At 69.9% G+C, this 25,045-nt stretch carries 24 protein-coding genes and 2 pseudogenes; 13 read left to right on the top strand and 13 right to left on the bottom strand.

Features of this window, described 5'->3' with window-relative positions; all coding sequences use genetic code 11:
- The first annotated feature begins 58 nt into the window (after positions 1–58).
- On the top strand, positions 59–694 hold the full coding sequence (locus tag FOH10_RS03170; protein ID WP_143979556.1) for a TetR/AcrR family transcriptional regulator: 636 nt from the start codon (positions 59–61) through the stop codon (positions 692–694).
- A gap of 164 nt (positions 695–858) precedes the next feature.
- Here FOH10_RS03170 and FOH10_RS03165 read toward each other — a convergent pair whose 3' ends face one another.
- The 5 genes from FOH10_RS03165 to FOH10_RS03145 all read right to left on the bottom strand — a co-directional run bounded on the left by FOH10_RS03165 (position 859) and on the right by FOH10_RS03145 (position 5,280).
- Positions 859–1,281: a CBS domain-containing protein gene (locus tag FOH10_RS03165; protein WP_039816903.1), complete on the bottom strand. Its 423-nt coding sequence runs from the start codon at positions 1,279–1,281 to the stop codon at positions 859–861.
- An 89-nt stretch (positions 1,282–1,370) separates the two neighbouring features.
- Positions 1,371–2,063 (bottom strand): ABC transporter permease, encoded by a 693-nt coding sequence (locus FOH10_RS03160; RefSeq protein WP_143979555.1) that lies wholly within the window; start codon positions 2,061–2,063, stop codon positions 1,371–1,373.
- The gene (locus tag FOH10_RS03155; RefSeq protein ID WP_143979554.1) at positions 2,060–2,797 is read right to left on the bottom strand and encodes an ABC transporter permease; all 738 of its coding nucleotides are present in this window, start codon (positions 2,795–2,797) and stop codon (positions 2,060–2,062) included. The genes FOH10_RS03160 and FOH10_RS03155 overlap by 4 nt, the downstream gene beginning before the upstream one ends.
- Before the next feature lie 415 nt (positions 2,798–3,212).
- A complete protein-coding gene (locus FOH10_RS03150; protein WP_143979553.1) occupies positions 3,213–4,376 on the bottom strand; it encodes an ABC transporter ATP-binding protein in 1,164 nt (387 codons plus the stop codon).
- Positions 4,377–4,386: 10 nt separating this feature from the next.
- Positions 4,387–5,280: an ABC transporter substrate-binding protein gene (locus FOH10_RS03145; RefSeq protein ID WP_228813002.1), complete on the bottom strand. Its 894-nt coding sequence runs from the start codon at positions 5,278–5,280 to the stop codon at positions 4,387–4,389.
- 274 nt (positions 5,281–5,554) lie between these two features.
- Between FOH10_RS03145 and FOH10_RS03140 the strand changes: the two genes are divergently transcribed.
- Positions 5,555–6,490: a glycine betaine ABC transporter substrate-binding protein gene (locus FOH10_RS03140; protein ID WP_143979551.1), complete on the top strand. Its 936-nt coding sequence runs from the start codon at positions 5,555–5,557 to the stop codon at positions 6,488–6,490.
- 484 nt (positions 6,491–6,974) lie between these two features.
- Here FOH10_RS03140 and FOH10_RS03130 read toward each other — a convergent pair whose 3' ends face one another.
- The 3 genes from FOH10_RS03130 to FOH10_RS03120 all read right to left on the bottom strand — a co-directional run bounded on the left by FOH10_RS03130 (position 6,975) and on the right by FOH10_RS03120 (position 11,317).
- On the bottom strand, positions 6,975–8,183 hold the full coding sequence (locus FOH10_RS03130) for an NAD(P)-dependent malic enzyme (RefSeq protein WP_244961561.1): 1,209 nt from the start codon (positions 8,181–8,183) through the stop codon (positions 6,975–6,977).
- Between the two features lie 452 nt (positions 8,184–8,635).
- Entirely contained in the window at positions 8,636–10,192 is a 1,557-nt protein-coding gene (locus FOH10_RS03125) for an FAD-dependent oxidoreductase (protein ID WP_143979549.1), read from the bottom strand.
- Between the two features lie 102 nt (positions 10,193–10,294).
- A complete protein-coding gene (locus tag FOH10_RS03120; protein WP_143979548.1) occupies positions 10,295–11,317 on the bottom strand; it encodes a hypothetical protein in 1,023 nt (340 codons plus the stop codon).
- 51 nt (positions 11,318–11,368) lie between these two features.
- Between FOH10_RS03120 and FOH10_RS03115 the strand changes: the two genes are divergently transcribed.
- A complete protein-coding gene (locus tag FOH10_RS03115) occupies positions 11,369–11,809 on the top strand; it encodes a MarR family winged helix-turn-helix transcriptional regulator (protein ID WP_143979547.1) in 441 nt (146 codons plus the stop codon).
- Positions 11,810–11,812: 3 nt separating this feature from the next.
- Here FOH10_RS03115 and FOH10_RS03110 read toward each other — a convergent pair whose 3' ends face one another.
- Together FOH10_RS03110 and FOH10_RS03105 are read right to left on the bottom strand one after the other, a co-directional pair.
- The gene (locus tag FOH10_RS03110; RefSeq protein WP_143979546.1) at positions 11,813–12,082 is read right to left on the bottom strand and encodes a hypothetical protein; all 270 of its coding nucleotides are present in this window, start codon (positions 12,080–12,082) and stop codon (positions 11,813–11,815) included.
- Positions 12,079–12,942, bottom strand: a complete 864-nt coding sequence (locus FOH10_RS03105) for a PHP domain-containing protein (protein ID WP_039816873.1) — start codon at positions 12,940–12,942, stop codon at positions 12,079–12,081. The genes FOH10_RS03110 and FOH10_RS03105 overlap by 4 nt, the downstream gene beginning before the upstream one ends.
- A 97-nt stretch (positions 12,943–13,039) precedes the next feature.
- On the opposite strand from FOH10_RS03105, the gene corA reads away from it, so the two are divergent.
- Positions 13,040–14,110 carry a magnesium/cobalt transporter CorA gene (corA, locus tag FOH10_RS03100; protein WP_143983828.1) on the top strand — a complete coding sequence of 357 codons (1,071 nt, stop codon included), beginning with the start codon at positions 13,040–13,042 and terminating at the stop codon, positions 14,108–14,110.
- 9 nt (positions 14,111–14,119) lie between these two features.
- Here corA and FOH10_RS03095 read toward each other — a convergent pair whose 3' ends face one another.
- The 3 genes from FOH10_RS03095 to FOH10_RS03085 are packed head-to-tail and all read right to left on the bottom strand — an operon-like array spanning position 14,120 to position 16,168.
- Positions 14,120–14,695: a suppressor of fused domain protein gene (locus tag FOH10_RS03095; RefSeq protein ID WP_143979545.1), complete on the bottom strand. Its 576-nt coding sequence runs from the start codon at positions 14,693–14,695 to the stop codon at positions 14,120–14,122.
- A gap of 3 nt (positions 14,696–14,698) precedes the next feature.
- Entirely contained in the window at positions 14,699–15,199 is a 501-nt protein-coding gene (locus tag FOH10_RS03090) for a YflT domain-containing protein (RefSeq protein ID WP_029931477.1), read from the bottom strand.
- Positions 15,200–15,211: 12 nt separating this feature from the next.
- Positions 15,212–16,168 carry an HpcH/HpaI aldolase/citrate lyase family protein gene (locus FOH10_RS03085; RefSeq protein WP_143979544.1) on the bottom strand — a complete coding sequence of 319 codons (957 nt, stop codon included), beginning with the start codon at positions 16,166–16,168 and terminating at the stop codon, positions 15,212–15,214.
- A 68-nt stretch (positions 16,169–16,236) separates the two neighbouring features.
- On the opposite strand from FOH10_RS03085, the gene FOH10_RS03080 reads away from it, so the two are divergent.
- The 9 genes and pseudogenes from FOH10_RS03080 to FOH10_RS36205 all read left to right on the top strand — a co-directional run.
- Positions 16,237–17,568, top strand: a complete 1,332-nt coding sequence (locus FOH10_RS03080) for a magnesium transporter MgtE N-terminal domain-containing protein (RefSeq protein ID WP_051037655.1) — start codon at positions 16,237–16,239, stop codon at positions 17,566–17,568.
- Positions 17,565–18,149 (top strand): DUF1003 domain-containing protein, encoded by a 585-nt coding sequence (locus tag FOH10_RS03075; protein ID WP_143979543.1) that lies wholly within the window; start codon positions 17,565–17,567, stop codon positions 18,147–18,149. The genes FOH10_RS03080 and FOH10_RS03075 overlap by 4 nt, the downstream gene beginning before the upstream one ends.
- Before the next feature lie 162 nt (positions 18,150–18,311).
- Positions 18,312–19,700, top strand: a complete 1,389-nt coding sequence (locus FOH10_RS03070) for a lytic transglycosylase domain-containing protein (RefSeq protein WP_244961560.1) — start codon at positions 18,312–18,314, stop codon at positions 19,698–19,700.
- Positions 19,701–19,814: 114 nt separating this feature from the next.
- A complete protein-coding gene (locus tag FOH10_RS03065) occupies positions 19,815–20,687 on the top strand; it encodes a lytic transglycosylase domain-containing protein (RefSeq protein ID WP_186000694.1) in 873 nt (290 codons plus the stop codon).
- 43 nt (positions 20,688–20,730) lie between these two features.
- Entirely contained in the window at positions 20,731–21,867 is a 1,137-nt protein-coding gene (locus FOH10_RS03060) for an Mrp/NBP35 family ATP-binding protein (RefSeq protein WP_143979541.1), read from the top strand.
- Positions 21,868–22,335: 468 nt separating this feature from the next.
- Positions 22,336–22,635, top strand: a pseudogene (locus FOH10_RS03055) (DivIVA domain-containing protein); the annotation flags it as partial.
- A 344-nt stretch (positions 22,636–22,979) separates the two neighbouring features.
- A complete protein-coding gene (locus FOH10_RS03050) occupies positions 22,980–23,546 on the top strand; it encodes a DNA-3-methyladenine glycosylase I (protein WP_280525738.1) in 567 nt (188 codons plus the stop codon).
- A 173-nt stretch (positions 23,547–23,719) separates the two neighbouring features.
- Positions 23,720–23,887 (top strand): DUF3117 domain-containing protein, encoded by a 168-nt coding sequence (locus tag FOH10_RS03045; protein ID WP_006554284.1) that lies wholly within the window; start codon positions 23,720–23,722, stop codon positions 23,885–23,887.
- 15 nt (positions 23,888–23,902) lie between these two features.
- Positions 23,903–24,085: pseudogene (locus FOH10_RS36205) on the top strand (hypothetical protein); the annotation flags it as partial.
- Between the last annotated feature and the right edge of the window lie 960 nt (positions 24,086–25,045).

The raw sequence follows: 25,045 nt of genomic DNA, 5'->3' as shown, positions 1-25,045 counted from the left end.
TAAGGTCTTATTGAGCAGGAGTCAACAGTATTGACTCACGTTCAGTAGTATCGGTGTGATGAGTAGGGAACGCAGCCGGGACCAGACCGTATCCAAGCGTGTGCGCCTGAGCCCGGAGGAACGCCGCCGACAGCTCATCACGCTGGGCGTGGAGATGCTGCGCGGACGCGCGCTCGAAGACATCTCCATCGGCGAGATCGCGACCCAGGCTGGCATCTCCCGGGGCCTGCTGTTCCACTATTTCCCGTCCAAACAGGACTTCCACTTGGCGATCGTCCAGTACGCCAATGCCGAACTCCTGGAGAAGACCGCCCCCGACCGCACCCTGCCGCTCTACGACATGCTGCGCGACGCGATCGAACGCTATGTCGACTACGTCAGCGAGAACCGCACCTCCTATCTGGCCCTGCTGCGCGGCCCGGCCAGCGCCAGCCCCGAACTGGTCGCCCTGGTCACCCAGACCCGCCTGGCCCTCGTCGACCGCATCCTCACCGAATCCCCGATCGCCGTCGACGATCCGGACCGCCCCCGCCTGCGCCTGGCCGTGCGCGGCTGGATCGCCTTTGTCGAGGAGACCACCCTCACCTGGCTACGCGAAGAGCCCATCCCCCGCGAGACGCTGGTCGACATGCTCGTCGACTCGCTCCCGGCCCTGGCGTTGAATCCGGTGCTCGCGGCGGCACTGCGCGCCTGATCGATCGAGCGCCGCCACCGCACACCGGCAGCAGTCGCCGTCGCCGTCGCGCGCACGCCGAGAAGGCGGATCGAGCCACCGGTGGCCGTGCTCATCCACATGACCGCCACAGGTCCGCGCGCCGGTCCGGGATCGGCGACCGCGCCGTCCCGGACCGCGTGCACTCAGTGCGGTACCGAGACGGCCTCCACGAAGTGGGCGAGCTGCTCGTCGCTCACATTGCGGGCCAGGTCGGATTCGCAGATCATGCCGACCAGGCGTTTGCCGTTGCGGGTGTCGATGACCGGGAGGCGCTTGATCTGCGCCTGTTCCATCATCTCGAGCACTTCGGAGACATCGGTGTCGGCCGATACCCACCGCGGGGTGCCCTGCGCCAGATCGCCCGCCCGCACCCGGCTCGGGTCGTGGCCCTCGGCGATGCAACGCACCACGATGTCGCGGTCGGTGAGCATCCCGATGAGGCGGTCGTCATTGCAGATGGGCAGGGCGCCGACGTCCATATTGCGCATCAGCTGCGCGGCCCTGTCCAGGGTTTCGTCGGCGGGGACGCAGGTGGCGTCCCGGTGCATGATGTCGCGTGCCTTCATGGCCTTCACAACAATCCTCCTGAGGGTGGGGTGAGTGAATCCGGCACTACTTCGGGCCGAATCCATCGTGACCCACCTCACAGCAGGGGTCAATGGTTGGATTTGCGGGCGGATAGCGGACGCATGCCGCCGACGCCCGGCGCCGAGGCCCGCACGGCCAGTGCGAGCAGGCCGTCCAGCGCCAGGGCGAGGGCGGCGACCAGGATCGCGCCCACCAGCACCCGGTCGTATTTGTAGAGGCCGATGCCGTCGAAGATGTAGCGGCCGAGCCCACCCAGATTGACGTAGGCCGCGATGGTGGCGGTGGCGACCACCTGGAGGGTGGCGGCGCGCAACCCGGTCAGCAGGATGGGCAGCGCATTGGGGAACTCCACGCGCAGCAGGATCTGATACTCGCGCATCCCCATGGCGCGGGAGGCGTCCACGACCAGCGGGTCCACATTGGCCACCCCCGCGTAGGCCCCGGCCAGCAGCGGCGGAATGCCCACCGTGATCAGCGCCAGCAGGGGCGGAATCAGGCCCAGCCCCATCAGCAGCACCAGGAAGGTGAGCAGACCGAGGGTGGGCAGGGCGCGCATGGCATTGGCGAAGCCGACGATGAACGCCGAGCCGCGCCGGGTGTGGCCGATGACCATGCCCAGCGGCACGGCCAGCGCCGCGGACAGCGCGACCGCCAGGAAGCTGTACCAGAGATGCTCGCGCAACCGGGCGGCGATACCGGCGGGCCCGGACCAGTTGCCGGCCGTGCTGAGGTATTCCCAGGCCTGCACGAAAAGGTTCATGCCGCACTACCTTTCGGAGCAGCCGCACCGCCATTCGGGGCCGCCGGGCCCTTGGCCGGATCGATCGCGCCGCGCAGCCGCCGCCGGGTGCCGGGCGTGCGGCCGGTGCGCAGCCACGGCGTGGCCAACCGGCCCAGCAGGTAGAGCAGGCGGTCGATCACCAGCGCCAGCACCAGCACGACGATGATGCCCGCGATGATCTCGTCCGGATAGTCGCGCTGATATCCCTGGGTGAACAGTTTGCCGAGTCCGCCCACGCCGATGAGCGCGCCCACGGTGACCATGGAGATATTGGTGACCGCGACCACCCGCAGATTCGCCACGAAAACCGGGAAGGCCAGCGGGAATTCGACGGTGAGCACGCGGCGCAGGCGGGCGTAGCCGATGGCGTCGGCGGCGTCGAGCACCGCCGCGGGCACCGAATCCAGCGCCGTGGGCACCGCGACCACCAGCAATGCCACCGAGTAGATGGTCAACGCGATGATCACGTTCAGCGGGTCGATGGTCGAAATGCCCAGCAGCGGCGGCAGAATCACGAACAGCGCCAGCGACGGAATGGTGTACGCGATTCCGGCGGCGGTGACGGTGATCCGGCGCAGCCACGGAACCCGGTGCGCCACCGCGCCCGCCGGAATGGCGATCAGCAGCCCGAGCAGCAACGGCACCAGCGCCAGCACCAGATGGGTGCGGGTGTATCCGGCGATCTCGCCGAAGTTGTCGATGAGGTACCTCATCGCGCGCTCCGCACCACGTGCGAGCCGCGAATGCGAGCGCGCAGCGCGGCAGCCGCACCCGCCCGCGTGGTAGGCACGCCAGCGCCAGGGCGGCGCAGCACCGCCAAGTCATTCCGCGGCGCTGCGGTGGTTCGGCGCGGCGCGGCGATGGTGCCACGCAGCGCGACTCTTCCACGCAGCCCGACGGTTCCACACGGCGGAACCGTTCCACGCGGCGGGACCGTTCCACAGGGCGCGATCGTTCCACGCGGCGCGACCGTTCCACGCGGCCCGACGGTTCCATGCGGCGGGACCGTTCCACTGGGCGCATCCGTTCCGCCGGGCAGGTCCGTTCCACACGGCGGAACCGTTCCACACGGCACGGCGGGGGTGCCACGCGGCGCGGCGGTGGCGGGGGTCGCCGGGCGGCGCGTCATCACGCCTCCCGGTCAGCGGTCGGTGATTCCTGGAAGTAGTGCTTGTTGCGGTCGGCGTCCTCGCCGGAGCGTTGGCGGGCCAGTGCCTCGAGCACGTCGCCGGCGTCGATGCCGCCGCGCACCGCACCCGTGTCGTCCACGGCCACACCGATTCCCGACGGCGAGGAGACGGCGGCGTCCAGTGCGAGCCGCAGGTCGCCGTTCGGCGGGAACAGGGAGCCGCCCGCGGACATGCAGTCGCGCAGCGGATTTCCGGCGCGGAAGGCTTCCACGCCGGTGACGTCGATCCAGCCGAGCGGCTTCCGTTCGGAGTCCACCACCAGCACCCAGTCACCGAGCAGCAGCCGCTGCCCGCTGATCTCGTCCTCGGTCGCGGTGGCGACGCCCAGGATCGGCACGGTGTCGGCGGAGCGGAACGACAGCGCCCGGTAACCCCGGTCGCGGCCGACGAATTCGGCGACGAAGTCGTTGGCGGGCTGGGCCAGCACATGGTCGGGGGTGTCGTACTGCTGGAGCACGCCGCCCGGCCCGAAGACCGCGATGCGTTCGCCCAGGGTGACCGCTTCGTCGATATCGTGCGTGACGAACACGATGGTCTTGTGCAGTTCGGCTTGCAGCCGCAGCATTTCGGTCTGGAGTTCGGCGCGCACCACCGGATCCACGGCGCTGAACGGCTCGTCCATGAGCAGGATGGGCGGATCGGCGGCCAGCGCCCGCGCCACCCCGACACGCTGTTGCTGACCACCCGACAGCTGGGACGGATAGCGTTGCGCCAGACCGCGGTCCAGACCGACCCGGCCCAGCACCTCCAGCGCCGCCGTGCGCGCCTGCTTGCGCCGCACCCCCTGGAGCACCGGCACCGTGGCCACGTTGTCCAGGACGGTGCGGTGCGGCAGCAGACCCGCACTCTGGATGACGTAGCCGATACCGAGCCGCAGCTTCACCGGGTCGATCGCCGAAATATCCTGTCCGGCAACGGTGATCGTCCCCGCGGTGGGGGCGATCATGCGATTGATCATGCGCATCGAGGTGGTCTTGCCGCAGCCGGACGGGCCGACGAAGACGGTGAAGGAACCGGATTCGATGCGCAGGTCCAGATCGTGTACGGCGGTGGTGCCGTCCGGATAGGTCTTGGTGACGCCGCGGAACTCGATATCGGACACGTGGCCCTCCCTATGCGATCGGCTTGTCGAGCCCCTGCGCCCGCACCCAGTCCGCCGCCGCGGCGGCCGGTTCGGTCTTGCTCGCGCCGGAGACCGCGGTATTGAGCGAAATCAGTTCCTCCGTCGTGAGTTTCGCCGACACGGCGTTCAGGACGGACACCAGCTTGTCGCTCTTCTTGGCGGCGTTGAACAGCGGCACCACGTTCTGGGCGGCGAAGTTGTTCTTCGGATCGGCCAGCACCACGAGGTCGTTCTCCGCGATGGCGGGTGAGGTGGTGAAGATGTCGGCGGCCGTCACCTGCCCTTCGACGAGTGCGCGCACGGTGGCCGGACCGCCGCCGTCGGCGATCGGCACGAAGTTGCCCGGCGCGATGTCGAGGTCGTAGTTCTTCTTCAGCCCCGGCAGACCGCCCGGCCGCTCCTGGAATTCCGCGGGCGCGGCGAACGTGACCTCGGCCGAGTGCGGGGCCAGATCGCCGATGGTCCGCAGGTTCCAGCGGTCGGCGGTGGCACGGGTGACCACCACGGCGTCGGAGTCCTGGCCGGGAGCCGGGTCGGCGATGGCGAGCTGATCGCCGAGCGCGGCGGTGAGCGCGGCGTTCACCTCGTCGGCGGAGGTGGCGGTCGCCGACGAGTCCAGGTACTGGAGCAGGTTGCCGGTGTAATCGGGCACCAGGCCGATCGAGCAGCTGCGCAGCGCCGGGACGTACGCCTCGCGGCTGCCGATATTGAGTTTGGTGTCGACGCTGAAACCGTTGGCGCGCAAGGCTTCCGCATAGATGTTGGCGACAGTCTCGGATTCCGGGAAGTTGGCCGAGCCGACGGTGACCTGGTTCTCGTCGGTGCTGCAGCTGCCGCCGCCGCCCGAGAGCGGGTCGGAGTCGCCGCACGCCGTGAGCGCCATGGCGGCCGCGAGCGCGACGGCCGCGGCGACCACCCGGGCAACGGTGAATGCGGGGCGTAGTCCGCGGCGGCCACGCGTGGTGATCGGGGATTTCACAACTGTCCTTCCGACATCCCAGCGGATCGACAGCGGCCACGGGATGGGAGGACCGGACCGCTCATGGGTGTCCATATTGCCTGGCTCGCCGAGTTGTCGCTGACTTCTCCTGGGCGTTTCGCGCAATCGAGTGTGCCGCTGTCCACCGCCCGCACCCCCGCCAGGCAGACTGTCGCACATGTTCGGCGCAACGATTCGCTTCGGGCGGAATGGTTTCGGTCGGCTGCTCGGTACGGCACTGGTGGTGGTGTCGGCGGCGGCCATGGTGTCCTGTGCCCGCGACGACGATCCGGCCATCGTGGTGGGCGCGGGTGATTCCGCGCAGGCGCGGGTGGTCGCCGAGATCTACGCGGGCGCGCTGGCCCGCACCGGAGCCCGCACCGCCGTCGCGGCCGACCTCGGCACCCGCGCCGACTACCTCGCCGCCCTCGACGCCGCCACCATCGCGCTGACCGGCGACGACACCGGCGATCTGCTGCGCGCCCTGCACGCCGACGCCACCGCGACCACCCCCGAGAAGGTGCTCGCGGCCGTCTACGCCGCGCTGCCCGAGGGCATCGTGGTCTCCGACCCCGCCGACGGCACCGATCTGCGCATCACACTCGCCACCCGCGCCGCCGAGAACCTCCCCGCCACACTGCCGGACCTGGCTCCCCGCTGCGCCGAGCTGCGGGTGGGCATCACCACCGGCACACCCACCGATCCGCTGCGTCCCGCCCTCGACCCCACGCGGGACGTGCGGGACCCGCTGCGAAACACCTACGGCTGCACCATCACTCAGATCACCGCGTACCCCGACGATATCGCGACCCGAAACGCCCTGCTCAACGGCGAGATCCAGGCGGCCGTCCTGACCGTCCCTCCGCCGTTGCTGCCCGGCCCCACCCCGGAAGACCTCACCACCATCGCGGACCCCGACTACGCCTTCCGCGCCCAACAGGTCCTCCCCGTCATCCGCAAGGGCGCGCTCACCGGCGACCAGACCCGCAAACTGAACTACGTGGCGGGTGAACTCACCACCGCCGACCTCGCCACCATGGTCCGCGACGTCCGCGACCACAACGCCTCCCCCGCCGACCTGGCCCGCTCCTGGCTCGACGCCCACGCCCTGTAGCGGGACGGTCGCGCACGCACCCGCCGCCGAGCGGGGATCTCGTCACGACGCGTCCCGGCCGCCGTCACGGTGAGGTTCCGCGCAACCGGCACGACCAGACCGCACTCAGGCCGTACGGCGGTGTCCCGGATGCGGGTTCGGCACGGTCGACACGGTTCACGCCTCGCCTCAACGGCGGCTGTCCGCTCCTCCCGGCGGGCGCTCGTCGACGCGCCGCACGGCCGCCTGCCGTTCCGTCGACCGGTCGCGGAACCCGCCGACGCAGCCGGGGCCCGTCGACGCGCCACGCCCGACGGGAGCGCACGTCCGGAGGGACCGCACGCCCCAGGAGGACTGCACGCCCCAGGAGGACTGCACGCCCCAGGAGGACTGCACGCCCCGGGAGGACCGCACGCCCCCCGGGACAGCCCGGCGCAGCCCGAAACACGCGACGGGGGTCCGACTCCGATGGAGCCGGACCCCCGTCCCGGTGACGTCTCCCGAGCTACGCGACGCCCTCGGCGCGGGCGGTGGCGGCCACGGCCTCGGCGACGGCCGGGGCCACGCGGGGGTCGAGGGGGCTGGGGATGATCTTGTCGGCGGAGAGCTCGTCGGCGACGACACCGAAGATGGCGTCGGCGGCGGCGACCTTCATGCCCTCGGTGATGCGGCGCGCGCCCGCGTCCAACGCGCCCTTGAAGACGCCGGGGAAGGCGAGCACATTGTTGATCTGGTTCGGGAAGTCGCTGCGCCCGGTGGCCACGATGGCGGCGTACTTGGCGGCCACCTCCGGGTGGATCTCCGGGTTCGGGTTGGACATGGCGAAGACGATGGACTCCGGCGCCATGGCGGCGATGAGCTCCTCGGCGACGGTGCCCGCCGACAGCCCCAGGAACACGTCCGCGCCCGCCAGCGCCTCGGCCGGGCCGCCGGTGACATGGCGCGGGTTGGTGCGCTGGGCCAGTTCGGCCTTGACCTCGTTGAGGTCGGTGCGGTCCTGGCTCACCACGCCCTTGGAGTCGAGCACGATGATGTCGGAGACACCGGCGGCCAACAGGATGTTCGTGCAGGCCACGCCGGCGGCGCCGGCCCCGGAGACCACGACCTTCATGGCGGACATGTCACGCTGCTGCAGCGCGGCCGCGCCCTTCAGGGCGGCCAGCACCACGATGGCGGTGCCGTGCTGGTCGTCGTGCATGACCGGGCAGTCCAGCGCCTCGACGACGCGCTTCTCGATCTCGAAGCAGCGGGGGGCGGAGATGTCCTCCAGGTTCACCGCGCCGAAGCTCGGGCGCAGGCGGATCAGGGTCTCCACGATGGCGTCCGGATCCTTGGTGTCGAGCACCAGCGGGATGGAGTCGAGACCGGCGAACTTCTTGAACAGCGCCGCCTTGCCCTCCATGACGGGCAGCGAGGCGCGTGCGCCGATATCGCCCAGGCCCAGCACGGCGGTGCCGTCGGAGACCACCACGACCAGGCGCTCGGCCCAGGTGTAGGTCTTGGCCAGGGATTCGTCCTCGGCGATGCCGAGGCACACCTTCGCCACTCCGGGGGTGTAGGCGATGGACAGGTCGCGCTGGGTCTCGAGCGGTGCGGTGAGTTCGACCGACAGCTTGCCACCGAGGTGACCCGCGTAGATTTCTTCCGTGGTGATGTCGGCCAGGTTCGCCGCATTGGTCGACGGGGTCGCGGTGGCGTTCACTGCTTCAGTCACGGGTGACACGATTTCACTCCTGCTCGGTGCGGACTCAACCGTTTGACGGTTACCGTTCGGTAATAGGTATTAATGGTTTTCGGGGGCTCTGAGGTGCGCTGACCACGCCGTCGAAACGCACTGTGCCACTGTCGTCGGTCGACGTGACATAGGCAAGGGTCCGACGGTTTGGAAAGAGCGTGTCGCTGCACAGATCGTCGAGCGAGAAAACCGGACGGGTGTGTCCGGGCATGGTGCCGGGGTGATCGTGATCACCGGATCTCCCGACCGGCTGGGGTGACAGCGGACGGGGATCGTCATATCTTGCCAGCAGCCGCGACGACGCGCCAAATCGGGCCTACGGTCCGTCTCGCTCATTCACCATTTTCAGAGCGTAGTGGACGGTAATTAACCGGAGGTAAGGGAGAACTCGCACGACCGCGTCACGATTCGGTGAGACATCACAATGCGGTCTACTCGGCTGCGGTGAGTTCCCCCACTGCCGTATTCGCCGCCGACCGGTCGGAACGGACCCACACCGAATCCAAGCCGCCCGACACCAGCCGCACCCGCCCCGCGCGGCTGCGGCCCGGATGGTCGGTGCGGCGATGCATGCCGCGGGTCTCGGTGCGCGCGAGCGCGCTGTACTTGGTCCAGCGCGCCACCGCCAGCAGCGCCGCCGCCTGCCGGGCGCGCAACCGGTCCGCCCCGCCGCCGCCCAGATCGAACCGCACGCCCGGCCACACGCCGTCCAGTTCGCCGATGCTGTCGCGCAGGCTGCCCTCGCTGCGCCAGTACGAGCGCCGCAGCGGCAGGGTGTGCTCCTGCACCAGGCCGACCACCGCGCGCGGGTCGATGCCGGACCGCGCGCCCAGTCCGGCTCCGGGCACCGCGCGCGTCTTGCCGATCTTGCGCCGCTCCCGCGCGAACCGGGCCGCGGCGGCGCCCGACCACACCCCGGAGGAGATCGCCCAGGCCCCGTTCTGTCCGCCGAATCCGCTCACCGCACCCGTGATCGGCTCCCGAGTGGTCACATCGCCCGCGCCGAAGAGGCCCGGCAGGCTGGTGCCGCAGTCGGGTCCGGTCAACCGCAGGCCGCCGGTACCGCGCACCGTCCCCTCCAGCACCGCCCGCAGCGGCACCCGCCCGGCCGCGTCCAGGCCGCCCGCGCGGATCAGCTGGGCGCGCAGGGCGTCCGGCAGGTCGTCGGCCAGGGCGTAGACCCGTCGGCCGTCCGCGATGGCGGCGAACGCCTCGGCCCGGGAACCGAATTCGCGACCGCCGCCCGCCGACCGCTCGTCGGGCCGGGTCGCCAGGTACATGAGCAGATCCGGCGCGAACACCACGGGCGCGCCCGCGACCCCGGTGGGCGCCAGGGCGTAGGCGCTGGAGAATTCCATCCCCGAGAGTTCGGCTCCGGCCTCGGCGGCCATGAGCAGTCCGTCGCCGGTGTCCACGTCGGTGCCCGCGCCGCCGGACAGGAAGGCGCAGCCGCCGGTGGCCACCACCACGGCGGCGGCCCGGGCGGTCCAGGTGCGGTGCCCCTTGGCCAGGGCGATCCCGGCGGCGCCGGAGACCAGGCCGTCGCGATCGGCGAGCAGTTGCAGGGCGGGATGCTGGTCGAGAATCCGCACCCCGGCGATCACCATGCTGCGCCGCATGCGGCCGAGGTATTTGGCCCCGTCGAGCACCACCCGGGTGGGTCCGGCCGCCGGTTCGCCGTCGACCCGGAATCCGCGGCGCACCAATTGCTCCACGCGCCGGTGCGTCTCGTCGAGGACCCGGTACATCCACTCCGGATCACCCAGACCCTTGCCACCCGCGAAGCCCTGTCGCACCGCCTCGTCGCGGGCCGGGCCGGGCGGCAGATTCCAGAGCGAGACCGTGCCGCAGGCGGTGGGGCCGCTGGCACCCGCGCGCGCCTTGTCGACCACGAGAACCCGAGCGCCGCGGGCGGCCGCCGCCAAGGCGGCCCAGCAGCCCGCCGGGCCACCGCCCAATACGAGCACATCGGCCTCGAATTCGGTCATATCGACAGATGTTCGACCACAGTTCAACCGGCCGCAACCGTTATCCGCGTTCCGATTTCCGCACCGAGACAGAGTTGTTATCGATTACTCGGGGAATGGAATTCAGACACCGACGGCTTCCTCGATTTCCGCCTCGATCTCGCTCTCGGTCGGCTGCCGCGACCGCTCGGACCGCGCGCGTTCGTAGCGCGCCGCCACGACCACCAGTGCCAGCCCGGCCGCCAACCACAGCAGCAGGCTCAGCAGCCGCCCGCCCAGTCCGGCATTGTCGAAGTAGAGCAGCCCGCGCGCGCCCTCCACGAAACCCGCGCCGTTCCAGAAGGCGTGCAGCGCGCCGAAGAAGCCGTTCTGGAGTTCGGGGCCGTACACGCCGCCCGCGGTGGTGAAGTTGAGCATGACGAACAGCACCATGAGCGCCAGCGTGGTCCAGCGTTGCAGGAAGGTGTGCAGGCCGATGCCCACCGCCACGATGCCCGCGCTGTACAGCAGGCCCAGGCCCCAGACCCCCGCGTAGCCGTGATCCACGATGTGGAAGACGGGACCGGCCAGCACGATGCCGATCACGCTCACCGCCAGCGACATGCCCAGGCCGAGCAGAGCGCGCACGCCCATGGACAGCGCGGCACCGGCCGCACCGATCACCGCGACGCTGGTGTACGAGCCGATGCTCAACGCGACCAGCAGGAAGAACAGGCCCTGCGCGGTGGGATCGCCCGCGGCGGGGGCGGCCACGTCGGTGACGGTCAGCGGTGCGCCCTGCCGGGCGGCGACCTGGCCGAAGACCGCTTCCACGGCCATGGCGGTGGTATCCGAACCGGCCTTGGCGACCAGCAGTTCGGGCTGCCCCGGACCGGGCAGGTACGCACCGGAGAGCTCGCGGTCGCGCAGTCGCGCCACGGCCTGCTCGCGGTCGGGCAGGGTCACCACCTCGAGCGCGGTACCACCGCCGTCCTTCAGGGTCTGGGCGAGGACCTTGACCTCCGGGCTGTCACCGATGACGGCGACCTGGAGGTGGTGAGGTTCGGGCTGGTGGAACGCGCCCAGGTAGGCAAGGCCCATGCCGAGGCACATGAGCAGCGGTGTGAGCAGGTGACCGGCGAGGTGCCGCAGCTGAGGCGAGGCCATACACTCTCCAATGGTTGGTAAATACAACTATTATCGTTGTATGATACAACCATGAATTCCGAGCCCGCCTACCCCACCCGTGCGGCGGCCATCCAGAGCATTCAGCGCGAGCTCACCGCCTTCGCCCGCCGCGCCCGGGGCAGATCGGCGGAACTGCACCCGGAGCTGTCCCTGGTGGCGTTCACCATCCTGGACCTGGTGATCGAACGCGACGGCTGCCTGGCCGCCGAGCTGGCCCAGCACTTCGCCCTCGACAAATCCACCGTGAGCCGCCAGGTCAGCACCCTCGAACAGGCGAATTACCTACGGCGCGAAGTGGATCCGACCAACCGGCGCAACCATGTCCTGCACGCCACCGCGGCCGGACGCGAGATCGCCCGCGAGGCCGACGAACGGCGGCGGGAGGCGTTCACCCTGCGCTTCCTGGACTGGGACGACGCCGACGTCGCCCGATTCGCGGACTATCTGCGCCGCTACAACGACAGCGACTGAGACCTAGTCCCACCACTGGGTCCACAGCAGCGCCGCGACCGTCGCCAGTACGATCACCGCGCCGACCAGCGTGGCACCCCAGGTCCGCCGACGATCGGCGTACACCTGCACCCCGACCGCCAGCACCGCCGCCGCGATGTGCCAGGCGATCACGCCGACTCCGGGTCCCGGGAAACCCTTGCGCGCCCCGAGGATTCCGGCTCCCAGCACGGTCGCCGCCAACACTGCCGTCCCCCCGGCGACCACCCCGCTCAACCCCCGCACCACCCTCATGACGTCCCCTTGGAGATCACCGGCACACCCGTCGCCTTGCCCACCAATTCCTCGAACTGCTCCGGATCGGTGGTGAATTCGCCGATCCGGATGGTCTTGTTGCTGCCGTGGTAGTCGGAGGAGCCCGTGGTCAGCAGGCCCAGTTCGGCCGCCAGCTCGGTGAGCACCGTGCGGTCGGCGGCATTGTGGTCGGGGTGGTCGATCTCCAGGCCGCCCAGGCCGATCGCGGCCAGATCGCGGATATCGTCCAGCGCCAGCAGCCGTCCGCGCTTGCGCGCCCGCGCGTGCGCCACCACACTCACACCCCCGGCCGAGGCGACCATCTCCACCGCGCGCCGCAGCGGGGTATCCGCCTTCTCCACGTAGTAGCGGCCGTGCGGGGCGAGCAGATCCTGGAAGGCCGCGTCCACACTGGGCACCACCCCGGCCGCCACCAGCGCCCGCGCCAGATGCGGCCGACCCGCCGACGGACCCACCGAGGCCATCAGCTCCTCCGGATCGACGGGCAGGCCGTCGGCCGCCATGCGCTCGGCCATCCCGCGCAGCCGGACCACACGTTCGGCGCGCAGCCGCTCCCGCTCCTGCGCGAACGACTCGTCGGAGGGATCGAACAGGTACGCCAGCAGATGCACCGGCACCGGATACCCGTCCTCGCCCATGCCCACACACGACATCTCCATCCCCCGTACCAGCGTCACCCCCGGCGGCAGCGCCTCGACCGCCGCGGCCCAGCCGGAGGTGGTGTCGTGGTCGGTCAGCGCCACCACGTCCAGTCCGGCGGCCGCGGCGTTGCGGACCAGTTCGGCCGGGGTGTCGGTGCCGTCGGAGGCGGTGGAATGGGTGTGGAGATCGATGCGCACGGGTCCATCTTGCCTGCGCCGGTATCGATCTTGCGCGCCCCGCCCGTCACGCGCGGTTCGACCGCCCCCGCGCGGATAGCATCGGGCCGTGCCCACCATGCCGCCGCTGCCGTCGTTCCGCGGGCCGCGCCGCGCCGCCGACGGGGACCGACCGCGCATTCCGGTGCCGACCGCGCGCGCCGTCGTAGACTGCGGGGTGTACGTGGCGGGCAAGCGGCTTCCGGGCCGGTTCACCCACGAGCAGGCCCTGCGCGAGGTCCGCGAACGCGGCGCGGGCTTCGTCTGGCTCGGGCTCTACGAGCCGGACGCCACCCAGATGGCGGACGTGGCGCGCACGTTCGGCCTGCACGACCTGGCGGTCGAGGACGCGGTGCAGGCGCATCAGCGCCCCAAGCTGGAGCGCTACGACGACACGCTGTTCGTGGTGCTGCGCACCGTCGACTACCACGAACACGAGTTGAACACCGTGAGCGAGATCGTGAGCACCGGCGAGATCATGGTGTTCCTCGGCACCGATTTCGTGATCACCGTGCGCCACGGCGACCACACCGCCCTGACCGGCGTGCGCCACGAACTCGAGGCCGACCCCGACCATCTCGCCCTCGGCCCGGCCACCGTGCTGCACGCCGTGGCCGACCGGGTCGTCGACACCTACGTGGAGGTGTCCGAACGCATCGAAGACGATGTGGACCTGATGGAGGAGGCGGTGTTCACCCCGGGGAACAAGCTCACCGTCGAACCCATCTACCAGCTCAAACGCGAAGTGGTGGAACTGCGCCGGGCGGTGAACCCACTGGCGCTGCCGCTGCAATTCCTCACCCACGACACGGCGTTGCCGCTGCCGAAGGAGATCCGGCGCTACCTGCGCGACGTCACCGACCACCACACCGCGGTGGCCGAGCGCATCACCGATTTCAACGAACAGCTCAGCGCGCTGATCAGCGCCGCGCTGGCGAAGGTGAGCGTGCAGCAGAACACCGATATGCGCAAGATCTCCGCGTGGGCCGCCATGGCGGCGGTGCCCACCATGGTCGCGGGCATCTACGGCATGAATTTCGAGCACATGCCGGAACTGAAGTGGCCCTTCGGGTATCCGCTGATCTGGGGGATCATCCTGAGCGCCTGCGGCGTGCTGCTCGTGCTCTTCCGGCGCAACAGGTGGTTGTGAGAGCTCCGGTCAGAGGTTGGCCGCGCCCCGATCGGGATCGCGTACGTCGATGCCCGCTTCGGTCCAGGCGTCGCGCAGGGCCGCCGCACCGCGAATCCGCACCCACGCGGCCTCGGTCGCGGTGATCGGGGTGACCGTCAGAAAGCGTACGGGCTCCGCCGGTTCCGGCAGCTTCACCTCGGCCATATCGCTCGCACCGAGCAGCACGGCGGTGAAACGGGCGTTGTGCCACAGCGGTTCTCCCAGATCCAGCAATGCATCCGGTTGCAGCACAACGCCTTCCACGGCGGGCGTGGCCACCAGCACACCGAGGGTGCGCACCAGGCCGGAACTCGCGCCCGCACTGCCCAACTGGGTGAGCACCAGTTCCGCGCGCGGGCCGCGCAGCGGATCGGCCAGCGCCGCGGTGGGATCGGTCATGGGATGGCGGGAGCCGCCCAGCGTCACGTAGTGCACCAGATCGCCCGCCGGGACGCGCAGGATCTCGATGGGCTCCAGCCCGAGGAAGGTCACCGAGGCGGAATCGGCCGATGCCACCCCGAAATGTCCGAGCACCGCGGCCCGGACGTCGTCGATCACATCCATCCGCTAGATCGCCAGCCTCGCCAGCATGTCCCGCGCCTGCTCGGCGGCCTTGGGCTCGCACAGCACGTCGTAGCGGCCCGCCACCAGCTGCATGGTGGAGGCGAAGTCGCGCTGGCCGCGGGTGGCGGCGTACGGGATGGCCGCCGAGATCAGACCGAAGATGATGCCGCCGACCAGGCCGACCGCGATAATGCCCAGGCTGCTGCTGCCCTCGGGCCGGAACAGGCTCAGCAGCAGGCCGATGAACAGGCCCAGCCACGCGCCCGACACCATGCCGCCGCCGATGACCTTGCCCCAGGTCAGCCGGTACAGCACGCGTTCGACCTGCATGAGGTCGACACCGACGATGGTGACGTTCTCGACCGGAAAGTGGTTGTCCGCCAGATAGTCGACGGCCTTCTGCGCCTCGGCGTAGGTGGGGTACGACCCGACCGGCCAGCCCGACGGGGGCGTCGGCAGTCCCGGCCGGTTGCGGTTGTTCGGTGTCCCCATGGGATTGGTCATAGCCATATCATGCTATTTCTGCTCGTCGGCGGGGCCAACGAAACGCGTGGTTCGCGTCATTCCGGCCGCCCGTCCTTTATCAGCGATGACCTGCGCCATCTTCGCACTGGCCTCATCGATCATCTCGTCACCCAGCATAACCGCGCCCCGCGCGCCACCATCGGCGGACGTGTGGAAGGCATACGCGTCCAGGATCTCCTCGGCCTTGTCGTAGTCGGCCTGGCGCGGGCTGAAGATCTCGTTGGCCGCGGCGATCTGGTCCGGATGCAGTACCCATTTGCCGTCGAAGCCGAGCGCGGCGGTGCGGGCGGCGTTGCGGCGGAAGCCCTCGATATCGCGGACCGCCAGATAGGGGCCGTCGATGGCCTGGAGGCCGTGCGCGCGGGCGGCGAGCAGGATCGTCATATAGATGTGGTGGTAGGCGTCGCCCGGCGTGTAGCCCTCGGGCTGCTCCCCCACCACCAGGGTGCGCATGCTGATGCTGGCCATGAAGTCGGCGGGGCCGAAGACCAGCGTCTGCACCCGGGGGCTGGCGGTGGCGATCTCGTCGATATTGCGCAGGCCCAGGGCGTTCTCGATTTGCGGTTCGATGCCGATCCCGCCGGGGGTGAGGCCGTTGGCCTTCTCCAACTGGGTCAGCAGCAGGTCCAGGGCGCGCACCTGGCCCGCGTCGGTGACCTTGGGCAGCAGGATGGCGTCCAGATTCGCGCCCGCGCCCTCCACGACCATGATCACGTCGGCGTAGGTCCACTCGGTGGTCCAGTCGTTGACCCGCACCACGCGGATCTGGTCGCCCCAGCCGCCGGAGTTCAGGGCCGCCACGATATTCGCCCGTGCCGCCGCCTTCGCCGCCGGTGCGACCGCGTCCTCGAGGTCCAGGAACACCTCGTCGGCGGCGAGTCCCTTGGCTTTCTCGATCATGCGCTGATTGCTGCCGGGCACGGCGAGTACCGAACGGCGCGATGTCATGCGTCACCTCTCACATCCGCGCTCGTGGCGCGACAATTCGGGCAGCCAGACCCTCTAGCCTGACAGTTATGGCAGCGACGAAGGTATTCGCCGCCCGGCTCGCGGGCCTGGTGGTACTGGGACCGGACGGGGAGTCTATCGGCCGCCTCCGTGATCTGGTGATCTCCATCCGGTACGACCGGCAGCAGCCGCGCATCCTCGGCATCCTCGTCGAACTGCCCACCCGGCGGCGCATTTTCGTGCCCATGCTGCGGGTGACCTCGATCGAACCCGGCGCGATCACCCTGAATACCGGCACCATCAGCGTGCGCCGCTTCGAGCAGCGGCACGGTGAGATGCTGGCCATCGCCCAGATCATCGACTCCACCGTGCGCGTGGACGATCCGGAACTGCCGGAGCTGGGCAATATCGATGTGGTGGTGACCGATCTCGGCTTGGAGCAGACCCGCACCCGTGACTGGGTGGTGTCCCGGGTGGCGGTGCGCGAACGCCGCCGGCTGGGCTCGGCCTTCCGTCGGCGCGGGGCCGTGCACGTGGTCGCGTGGTCGCATGTGCGGGGTTTGACTCAGACGGAGCTGAACCTGCCGGGCCAGGACGTCACCCAGCTGCTCGAGCAATTCGAGGGCATGCGGGCGGCGGATGTCGCGCATCTGGTGCGCGAACTCCCGGAGAAGCGCCGTATCGAGGTGGTGCGCGCGCTCGACGACGAGCGCCTCGCCGATGTGGTGCAGGAGTTGCCGGAGAACGACCAGATCGAACTGCTGGAACAGCTCGGCACCGAACGCGCCGCCGACCTGCTCGAGGCGATGGACCCCGACGACGCCGCCGACCTGCTCGGCGAGCTGCCCGCGGGCGAGGCGGAATCGCTGCTGGCCCTGATGGATCCGGAGGAATCCGAACCGGTGCGGCGGCTGCTCGAGCATGCGCCCTACACCGCCGGTGGCCTCATGACGCCCTCCCCGGTGGTGCTCACCGCCTCCACCACCATCGCCGAGGCGCTGGCCCGGGTGCGCGATCCGGATCTCACCCCGGCGCTGGCCTCCATGGTCTTCGTGGTGCGCCCGCCGACCGCGACGCCCACGGGCCGGTATCTGGGCTGCGTACACATTCAGCAACTGCTGCGCGAACCTCCGGCACACCTGGTGGGCGGCATTCTCGACACCGATCTGAGCCCGCTGCGCCCGGAGGCGTCGCTCACCGCGGTCACCCGCTATTTCGCCACCTACAACCTGGTGTGCGGGCCGGTGGTCGACGACGAGAACCACCTGCTGGGCGCGGTCTCGGTGGACGATCTGCTGGACCACCTGCTGCCCGAGGATTGGCGCGAACAGGATGAGCACGAGCTCACCGAGGCGACCGGAACCGTTGTCGCGCACAAGCTTCCGGGAGGCAAGCCATGACCGACCACAGCCCCCGGGGGCGGTTGGAGACGCCGTCGGAGTCGCGCTTCCGGTTCGACTGGGACGCCGAGGCGCTGGCCCGCTCCAGCGAGCGCGTGGCCCGGTTCCTGGGCACCGGGCGCTATCTGGCGATCCAGACCGTCGTGGTGGTGGTGTGGATCGTGCTCAATGTCTTCGCGGTGAGCCTGCGCTGGGACCCGTACCCGTTCATCCTGCTCAACCTGGCTTTCTCCACCCAGGCCGCCTATGCCGCGCCGCTCATCCTGCTGGCGCAGAACCGGCAGGACAACCGCGACCGGGTGGCGCTGGAGGAGGACCGGATGCGCGCCGCCCAGACCAAGGCCGACACCGAGTTCCTGGCTCGGGAGCTGGCGGCGCTGCGGCTGGCCGTCGGCGAGGTGGCGACCCGTGACTATCTGCGGCGCGAACTCGAGGACATCAAGGATCTGATCGCCCGTCTGGACGGCGAATCCGCAGGTGGAACGGACAAATCAGAACGGTCAGGCGAACGCAAAAAGAAGAAGGGTACCGAGGGAAAGAGGTCTGAGGTCGTAGTTTCGCCGCAAAAAGATGGCGAATGACGGCACAAGTTGCACACAACAAGCTTACGGATGGGTAACCTGGATCACGTTGTTCCGAGCAACCGACTCAGACACCTTCCACTGAGGTGGGTGTCACCGCGCTACCGGTTGCTCCACGACTGTTGAGGGGATTGTGTGGTGCCAAAACGAATAGCAGCTCCGGTGACAGCATCGGCTCTCATCCTGGCCGGACTCGTCACCGCCGGATCGGCCACCAACACCACCCACAGAACCGAGGCGCCCCAGGCCCCCGACGCCCTACTGGCCGCGAGCGCGGTCGACGCCGTCGCCGCCGACCAACCCACCTCCGACAAACTCGTCGGACTGGTGCCCGCCGCCCCGGAGCCGCCGCGCAAGCTGCGCGCCCTGACCCCACCCGCCGACGGCATGTTCAACGGCACCGTGCCGCTCCAGGACATCGCGCTGCCCGGCGGCGCCGGCGTACTCGGCATTCCGGAGATCGTGCTCGCCGCCTACCGCAATGCCGAGCTGGCGCTGGAATCCTCCATGCCCGGCTGCGGGCTGTCGTGGAATCTGCTGGCCGGAATCGGACGCATCGAATCCGGACATGCCAGCAATGGCCGCACCGACGCCGCGGGCACCACCGTCACGCCCATCTACGGCCCGGCGCTGGACGGAACCCTGCCGGGCAACGAGATCATCAAGGCCGCCGACGGCGGCTATGTGCGCGCCCTGGGTCCCATGCAGTTCCTGCCCGGCACCTGGGCGCTGTACGCCGCCGACGGCAATGGCGACGGCGTCTCCGATCCGCACAATGTCTTCGACGCCGCGCTGGCCGCGGGCAAGTACCTGTGCTCGGGCAATATGAACCTGCGCGATCAGCAGCAGCAGCTGCGGGCCGTGCTGCGCTACAACAACTCCATGTCGTACGCGGCCCAGGTGCTGAGCTGGTCGCACGCCTACCGGACCGGCGGCGCGCCCACCCAGGTCAGCATCTCGCCGGATCTCATCGCCCCGGGCAGCATTCCCACCGCGACCGTGCCGGATATGACGCTGGCCAACAACACGCTCCCGACCCCGTCCACCGCGGAGCAGCCGCCGTCGAACACCGTCGCGCCGCAGCAGACGCCGACCCAGGTGATGATCACCATTCCGGGGCTGCCGCCGATTCCGTGCGGCATCTTCTGCCCGCCGCCCCCGCCGAACCCCTGTGCGCAGGAAGCGGTTCCGGCACCGATGCCGGATCCGATGGACGCCGCGAACGCGGCACCGGAAGTGGGCAAAGCGGAGGAATCGGCCCAGCCCGACCTGTCCGGACAGCAGTTCGGTCCGGACGGCCGGCCGCTGCCGACCCCGGCGTCCTGCACCGCCCCCGAGGCCGCCCAGCCGCCGCAGCCCGCACCGCAGCCGCAGGCTCAGCCGCAGCCCGAGAATCCGGTGCTGCCAACGGAATCCGCACCGCCCGCGCCCGCCGAGGGCTCGGCTCCCGCGCCCGCGGAGGAGCCCGCCGCACCGCCCGCACCGGCCATCACGCTGCCGTTCGGCATCACGATTCCGCTGCCCCCGCCGCCCCCGGCCCCGGCTCCGTGACGCAAACGAGAAAAAGGATCACGAAGGAGTAACGAACAGATCTCGAATGCGGTACCGTGATCTCCATTGCATTACCGAGGGCACATCCGGACAGCAATGGAGGGCCATCACACCGTGGGACGTCACCGCAAACCGCCGGCCGTCAACGTACGTCGGCAGTCTGTCATCGCACTCACCGGACTCGTTCCCGCGGGACTCGCCACCGTAACCGGGGCGGCCGACGGCAGCCTGGCCGACAAGCTGGCAAGCTCTGTGCAGCAACGGATTTCGCCTGAAGCCGACGATCACCTACCCAGACTGGAGGCGGCCGCCGCACCGGTGGCCGCCGCCCCGGAACTCTTACTGCGAGAGGCCAAACAGGCCGCGCCGCCGCCACCGCCGCAGGTGCGGACGGTCGCGCAGCCCGACGGCCGCGCTCCGGCCGCCGTCCCCGCCGGTCCGCTCGATATGCCCGGCATCGCCGAGGCCGCGTACAAGAACGCGGAACATGTACTGGCGGCGGAGAATCCGACCTGCGGCATGTCGTGGTCCATGCTCGCCGGCATCGGCCGCGTGGAATCCCGGCACGTCTTCGGCGGCAAGGCCGACGACGGCGGCAATCCGCTCACCCCCGTCTACGGACCGGTGCTGGACGGCAGCCTGTACGGCAACCACGTGATCTACGATTCCGACGGCGGATCCCTGGACGGGCTCCAGGGTTACGACCGCGCGGTCGGTCCCATGCAGTTCCTGCCCGAGACCTGGAAGCACTACGCGGCCGACGGCAACGGCGACGGCATCGCCGACCCGCAGAACCTCTTCGACGCCACCCTCACCGCGGGCAAATACCTGTGCTCGGGCGGACTCGACATGCGGGATCGGGCGCAGCAGACCCGCGCCATCCTCCGGTACAACAACTCCATGGCCTACGTCGCCAACGTGATGGCCTGGCAGGTCGCCTACCAGAGCGGCGTCGCACCGCAGCCCGCCCAATTGCCGCGCATCTGAGGCCCATCGATGCCACGCATCCGAGGCCAATAGACTGGCGTACATGCCAGTGGTAACGGAATCGGATGTGCGGGGCGCGCTCGCGAAGGTGGACGACCCGGAGATCCGGAAGCCGATCACCGAACTGGGCATGGTGAAGAGCGTCGAGATCGGCGCCGACAGCAGTGTCCACGTCGAGATCTACCTGACGACGGCGGCGTGCCCGCTCAAGACCACGCTCACCGAGCGGGTCACCAAGGCGGTCGCCGACGTGCCCCACGTGGGCGCGATCGACGTGACCCTCGACGTCATGAACGACGAGCAGCGCACCGAGCTGCGCCGCAAGCTGCGCGGCGACGCCGCCGAACCGGTCATCCCCTTCGCCCAGCCCGGATCGCTGACCCGCGTGTACGCGGTGGCCTCCGGCAAGGGTGGCGTCGGAAAGTCCAGCGTCACCGTGAATCTCGCGGCCGCCATGGCCGCGCGCGGACTCGCGGTGGGCGTGCTCGACGCCGATATCTACGGCCACTCGGTGCCGCGCATGCTGGGCACCGACCAGCGGCCCACGCAGGTGGAGCGGATGATCATGCCGCCCGTCGCGCACGACGTGAAGGTCATCTCGATCTCCATGTTCACCCAGGGCAATACGCCCGTGGTGTGGCGCGGACCGATGCTGCACCGGGCGTTGCAGCAGTTCCTCGCCGACGTGTTCTGGGGCGATCTGGACGTGCTGCTGCTCGACCTGCCGCCCGGCACCGGCGACGTGGCCATCTCGCTGGCCCAGCTCATCCCCAATGCCGAGATCCTGGTGGTGACCACCCCGCAGCTGGCCGCCGCCGAGGTGGCTGAGCGCGCGGGCTCCATCGCGCTGCAGACCCGCCAGCGCATCGCGGGCGTCATCGAGAACATGTCTTGGCTCGATCTGCCCGACGGCACCCGCATGGACCTCTACGGCTCCGGCGGCGGTCAGACCGTCGCCGAGAACCTCACCCGCGCCATCGGCGCGGATGTCCCGCTGCTGGGTCAGATCCCGATCGAACAGTCGCTGCGCGAGGCGGGCGACGAGGGCACCCCCATCGTCCTGCGCGCCCCCGACAGTGCCTCGGGCAAGGCGCTGCGCGATATCGCCGACAAACTCGCGGTCCGCCGCCGCGGCCTGGCCGGCATGTCCCTCAATATCGACACCACCCGCCACCTCTGACCCCACCCGCCCGCACACGCGCCGCTGCGCTTGGGCAGTCTGCGCCAGGGGCGCAGGGTGGGCAAGCGCAGCACACTCCGGGCAGGCGCCGCCCCCTGCACCCCACCCAGCACCGACCCGTGCGCGCCACAACACGCCCACTGCGCTCGGGCAGCCTGCGCCAGGGGCGCAGGGTGGACAAGCGCAGCACACTCAGAACAGACGCGTTCTCCAACACCTCTCCCCCGCAATACCCCCCACCGCCGCACAACACGCCCACTCTATTTCGCCCACCCGAACATTTAGTTTCGGTGTACCGTTGACGCGTCGGACAGCGTGTACCGACAGCCACCGCGGTCCCGCGCCACCGCACCCAGGCGCGGGACCGCACCCACCACCACGCTCCCCCTCCCCCAACCGAATTCGACGGCCGAATTCCGCCGGGGCCGAGCCCACCCCCGCCCGCGAACGCCCCCTAAGCTCGAACCCATGCTCACGCTGCTGCTGTACGTGCTGATCGTCGGTCTGGTGGCCGCGCTGCTGTTCCTGGTCGCCAGCGCGGTATTCGGCCGATCCGAGGAGCTGGGCCCGCTCCCCGAGGGCACCACCGCCACGGTGCTCCCCGTCGACGGCATCACCGGCGGCGATGTGCGCGCCCTGCGCTTCCAGCAGGTGCTGCGCGGCTACAAGGCCGGTGAGGTTGACTGGGCCCTGACCCGCCTCGCCGCCCGCATCGACGAACTCGAATGGCAGCTGGCCCAGGCCCGCGCGGGCCAGCCCACACCGGCCAACGGCACCTCGTACCGCGAGCACACCGCCACGCCGCACCGCGATACCGCCAACGGGGCCGCGCGGACGAATCCCGGCGAACCGCTCGCGCCCCGAGGCCAGGCCGCCCAGACCGCCACGGTCCCGCCGGTCGGGCAGCCGTACGGTGGCCCGGCGTCCGGTCCGGTGCCGGGCGCCGCCCCCGCCGCCGCCGGGTCCAGTTCGGTGAACCGGACTACGCCCGCGGATTCCGGCGCGGGAGCATCGGACCACGCGCCCGCCGCGGGTCCGGGCCGGTCGGACGGGCAGGCGATGCCCGGCATCGTGCCCGGCGTCTCCACGCCCGAGACCGAGGCGGACGAGCGGTGACGACCCTGGAATCACCCACCGACGGGCTGACCAGGTGCGGCTGGTCGACCGGGTCGCAGCTGTACCGGGATTACCACGACCAGGAATGGGGAAAGCCCCTGCACGGGGATGACGCATTGTTCGAACGGATGTGTCTGGAGGCGTTTCAGTCCGGACTTTCCTGGATCACGATTTTGCGGAAGCGGCCCGCATTCCGGGCGGCGTTCGAGGGGTTCGAGATCGAGCGGGTGGCGAAGTTCGGGGATGCCGATGTGGAACGACTGCTCGGCGATCCGGGCATAGTTCGCAATCGCGCCAAAATCGAGGCTTGTATCACCAATGCCAGGGTTGCCCGGGAGCTCGACACCGGCCTCGACGAGCTGCTCTGGTCGTTCGCGCCGGGGCCGCGACCACGTCCGGCGACACTGTCCGACGTGCCCGCCGTCACAGCCGAATCCACCGCTCTCGCAAAAGATCTGAAGAAGCGCGGCTTCCGTTTCGTCGGTCCCACGACGGCCTACGCGCTGATGCAGGCGACCGGAATGGTGGATGATCACGTGGCCGATTGCTGGGTACGCCCATAGCACCCGCACGCGCCACAACGGTCGGTTTTTGGAACTCAGGTACCCGCCCCGATCGGCGATAGGGAAGAATGGGTGCGGTGCGGCCCGCCACATACGCGCGGGCTGCCAGTTGGTGACAACTGGAGTTCCATGAAAGTGCGCAGCAGACCGCGCAGATCTGGAGGGAGCAGAGGATGGCGGCCATGAAGCCCCGCACCGGGGACGGTCCCCTCGAGGCAACCAAGGAAGGGCGTGGAATCGTCATGCGGGTTCCACTCGAGGGTGGCGGGCGTCTGGTCGTCGAGCTCACGCCGGAGGAAGCCGCGGCGCTCGGTGACGAACTCAAGAGTGTCACCAGCTAGCAGCCTGACCTGCCGGTGAGCCGCACCGACCCGGTGAACCGGCTCACCGGCACCGCAGCGACGCATCTCGGCGACACCGAACCGCTCACCGGTCCCGTACCGGGCCCGACCGAGCGGCTCTTCGCATGCGCCGATCTACTCTCCTGCCCGGAGTGCGGCCGGGACCTCACCGGCCGGGACCGCACCCTGCGCTGCCCCCGGGGCCACTCCTTCGACCTGGCCAAACAGGGCTACGTCAGCCTCCTCACCGGCTCGTCCACCAAAATGACCGGCGACACCCCGGAAATGCTCGACGCCCGCGCCGCCTTCCAAGCCGCGGGCCACTTCGCCCCGATAGCCGCGGCCGTGGCCCGTGCGGTGGGCAGTGCGGTCGCCCCGATGCCCACGCCATCGACACACCCGCCCCACGCCGACGAGGCGGATGGGGGCGACCTCGGACCCGCCCCAACCACCGGGACGCGGCATACGACGCCCGACCCAGCTCCGCACATGGCCGGCAGTCGAGTAGCGAGGAAGTTCGCGCCCGCGGCAACCCCGGCACCAACCTCGCGGGAGGCCGAGGGAACGACTGACGCCAGCCCGTCTGCGCCTGCGGCAGAAGCGGTGCGGCCGGAAGCAACGGATGGAGGTGCGCCTGCCGCCGGGCTCCCCCGCCCCGGCGCATCATCGACCACGACCGGCCTCCCGCGTGGATCGGCAGCCGGCGTGGGCGGGAACTCGAACGGCCCCGCTCGGCCCGGGGCTGTTCGAGCAGCGTCGGCGGCACGGCTCGCAGCCATCCTGCTGCCGGGCGCGGTGCGCGACCGCACCGAGCGTGTCGGCTTTGCGAGCGAGACGATCACGGCCACATGCGACGACGACCGGTCGAGCATGGCCTCGGACCCGAAGGTGAACGCGGCGGTTCATGCGGGTGCGGAGGTTTCGCCCGCGAACGACCATGCGGACGAGGATGGTGCGACCGCACGCTCACATCAGGGCGAGAACCCACCACTCACAACCGACCGCGCGGGCGACAACCAACCACTCACAACCCACCACGCAGGCGACAACCAACCACTCACAACCCACCACGCAGGCGACAACCAACCACTCACAACCCACCACGCAGGCGACAACCAACCACTCACAACCCACCACGCAGGCGACAACCAACCACTC

It is taken from the genome of Nocardia otitidiscaviarum (genome assembly GCF_007362295.1).
GTDB classification, from domain to species: domain Bacteria; phylum Actinomycetota; class Actinomycetes; order Mycobacteriales; family Mycobacteriaceae; genus Nocardia; species Nocardia otitidiscaviarum.
The sequence above is the reverse complement of the archived record's forward strand: the minus strand, read 5'-3'. Positions and strand labels throughout refer to the sequence as shown.

Coding starts and splice junctions, on each gene's coding strand:
- FOH10_RS03170 (WP_143979556.1), top strand. CDS start 59: ATGAGTAGGGAACGCAGCCGGGACCAGACCGTATCCAAGCGTGTGCGC.
- FOH10_RS03165 (WP_039816903.1), bottom strand. CDS start 1,281: ATGAAGGCACGCGACATCATGCACCGGGACGCCACCTGCGTCCCCGCC.
- FOH10_RS03160 (WP_143979555.1), bottom strand. CDS start 2,063: ATGAACCTTTTCGTGCAGGCCTGGGAATACCTCAGCACGGCCGGCAAC.
- FOH10_RS03155 (WP_143979554.1), bottom strand. CDS start 2,797: ATGAGGTACCTCATCGACAACTTCGGCGAGATCGCCGGATACACCCGC.
- FOH10_RS03145 (WP_228813002.1), bottom strand. CDS start 5,280: ATGGCGCTCACGGCGTGCGGCGACTCCGACCCGCTCTCGGGCGGCGGC.
- FOH10_RS03140 (WP_143979551.1), top strand. CDS start 5,555: ATGTTCGGCGCAACGATTCGCTTCGGGCGGAATGGTTTCGGTCGGCTG.
- FOH10_RS03125 (WP_143979549.1), bottom strand. CDS start 10,192: ATGACCGAATTCGAGGCCGATGTGCTCGTATTGGGCGGTGGCCCGGCG.
- FOH10_RS03120 (WP_143979548.1), bottom strand. CDS start 11,317: ATGGCCTCGCCTCAGCTGCGGCACCTCGCCGGTCACCTGCTCACACCG.
- FOH10_RS03115 (WP_143979547.1), top strand. CDS start 11,369: ATGAATTCCGAGCCCGCCTACCCCACCCGTGCGGCGGCCATCCAGAGC.
- FOH10_RS03110 (WP_143979546.1), bottom strand. CDS start 12,082: ATGAGGGTGGTGCGGGGGTTGAGCGGGGTGGTCGCCGGGGGGACGGCA.
- corA (WP_143983828.1), top strand. CDS start 13,040: ATGCCGCCGCTGCCGTCGTTCCGCGGGCCGCGCCGCGCCGCCGACGGG.
- FOH10_RS03095 (WP_143979545.1), bottom strand. CDS start 14,695: ATGGATGTGATCGACGACGTCCGGGCCGCGGTGCTCGGACATTTCGGG.
- FOH10_RS03090 (WP_029931477.1), bottom strand. CDS start 15,199: ATGACCAATCCCATGGGGACACCGAACAACCGCAACCGGCCGGGACTG.
- FOH10_RS03085 (WP_143979544.1), bottom strand. CDS start 16,168: ATGACATCGCGCCGTTCGGTACTCGCCGTGCCCGGCAGCAATCAGCGC.
- FOH10_RS03080 (WP_051037655.1), top strand. CDS start 16,237: ATGGCAGCGACGAAGGTATTCGCCGCCCGGCTCGCGGGCCTGGTGGTA.
- FOH10_RS03075 (WP_143979543.1), top strand. CDS start 17,565: ATGACCGACCACAGCCCCCGGGGGCGGTTGGAGACGCCGTCGGAGTCG.
- FOH10_RS03060 (WP_143979541.1), top strand. CDS start 20,731: ATGCCAGTGGTAACGGAATCGGATGTGCGGGGCGCGCTCGCGAAGGTG.
- FOH10_RS03045 (WP_006554284.1), top strand. CDS start 23,720: ATGGCGGCCATGAAGCCCCGCACCGGGGACGGTCCCCTCGAGGCAACC.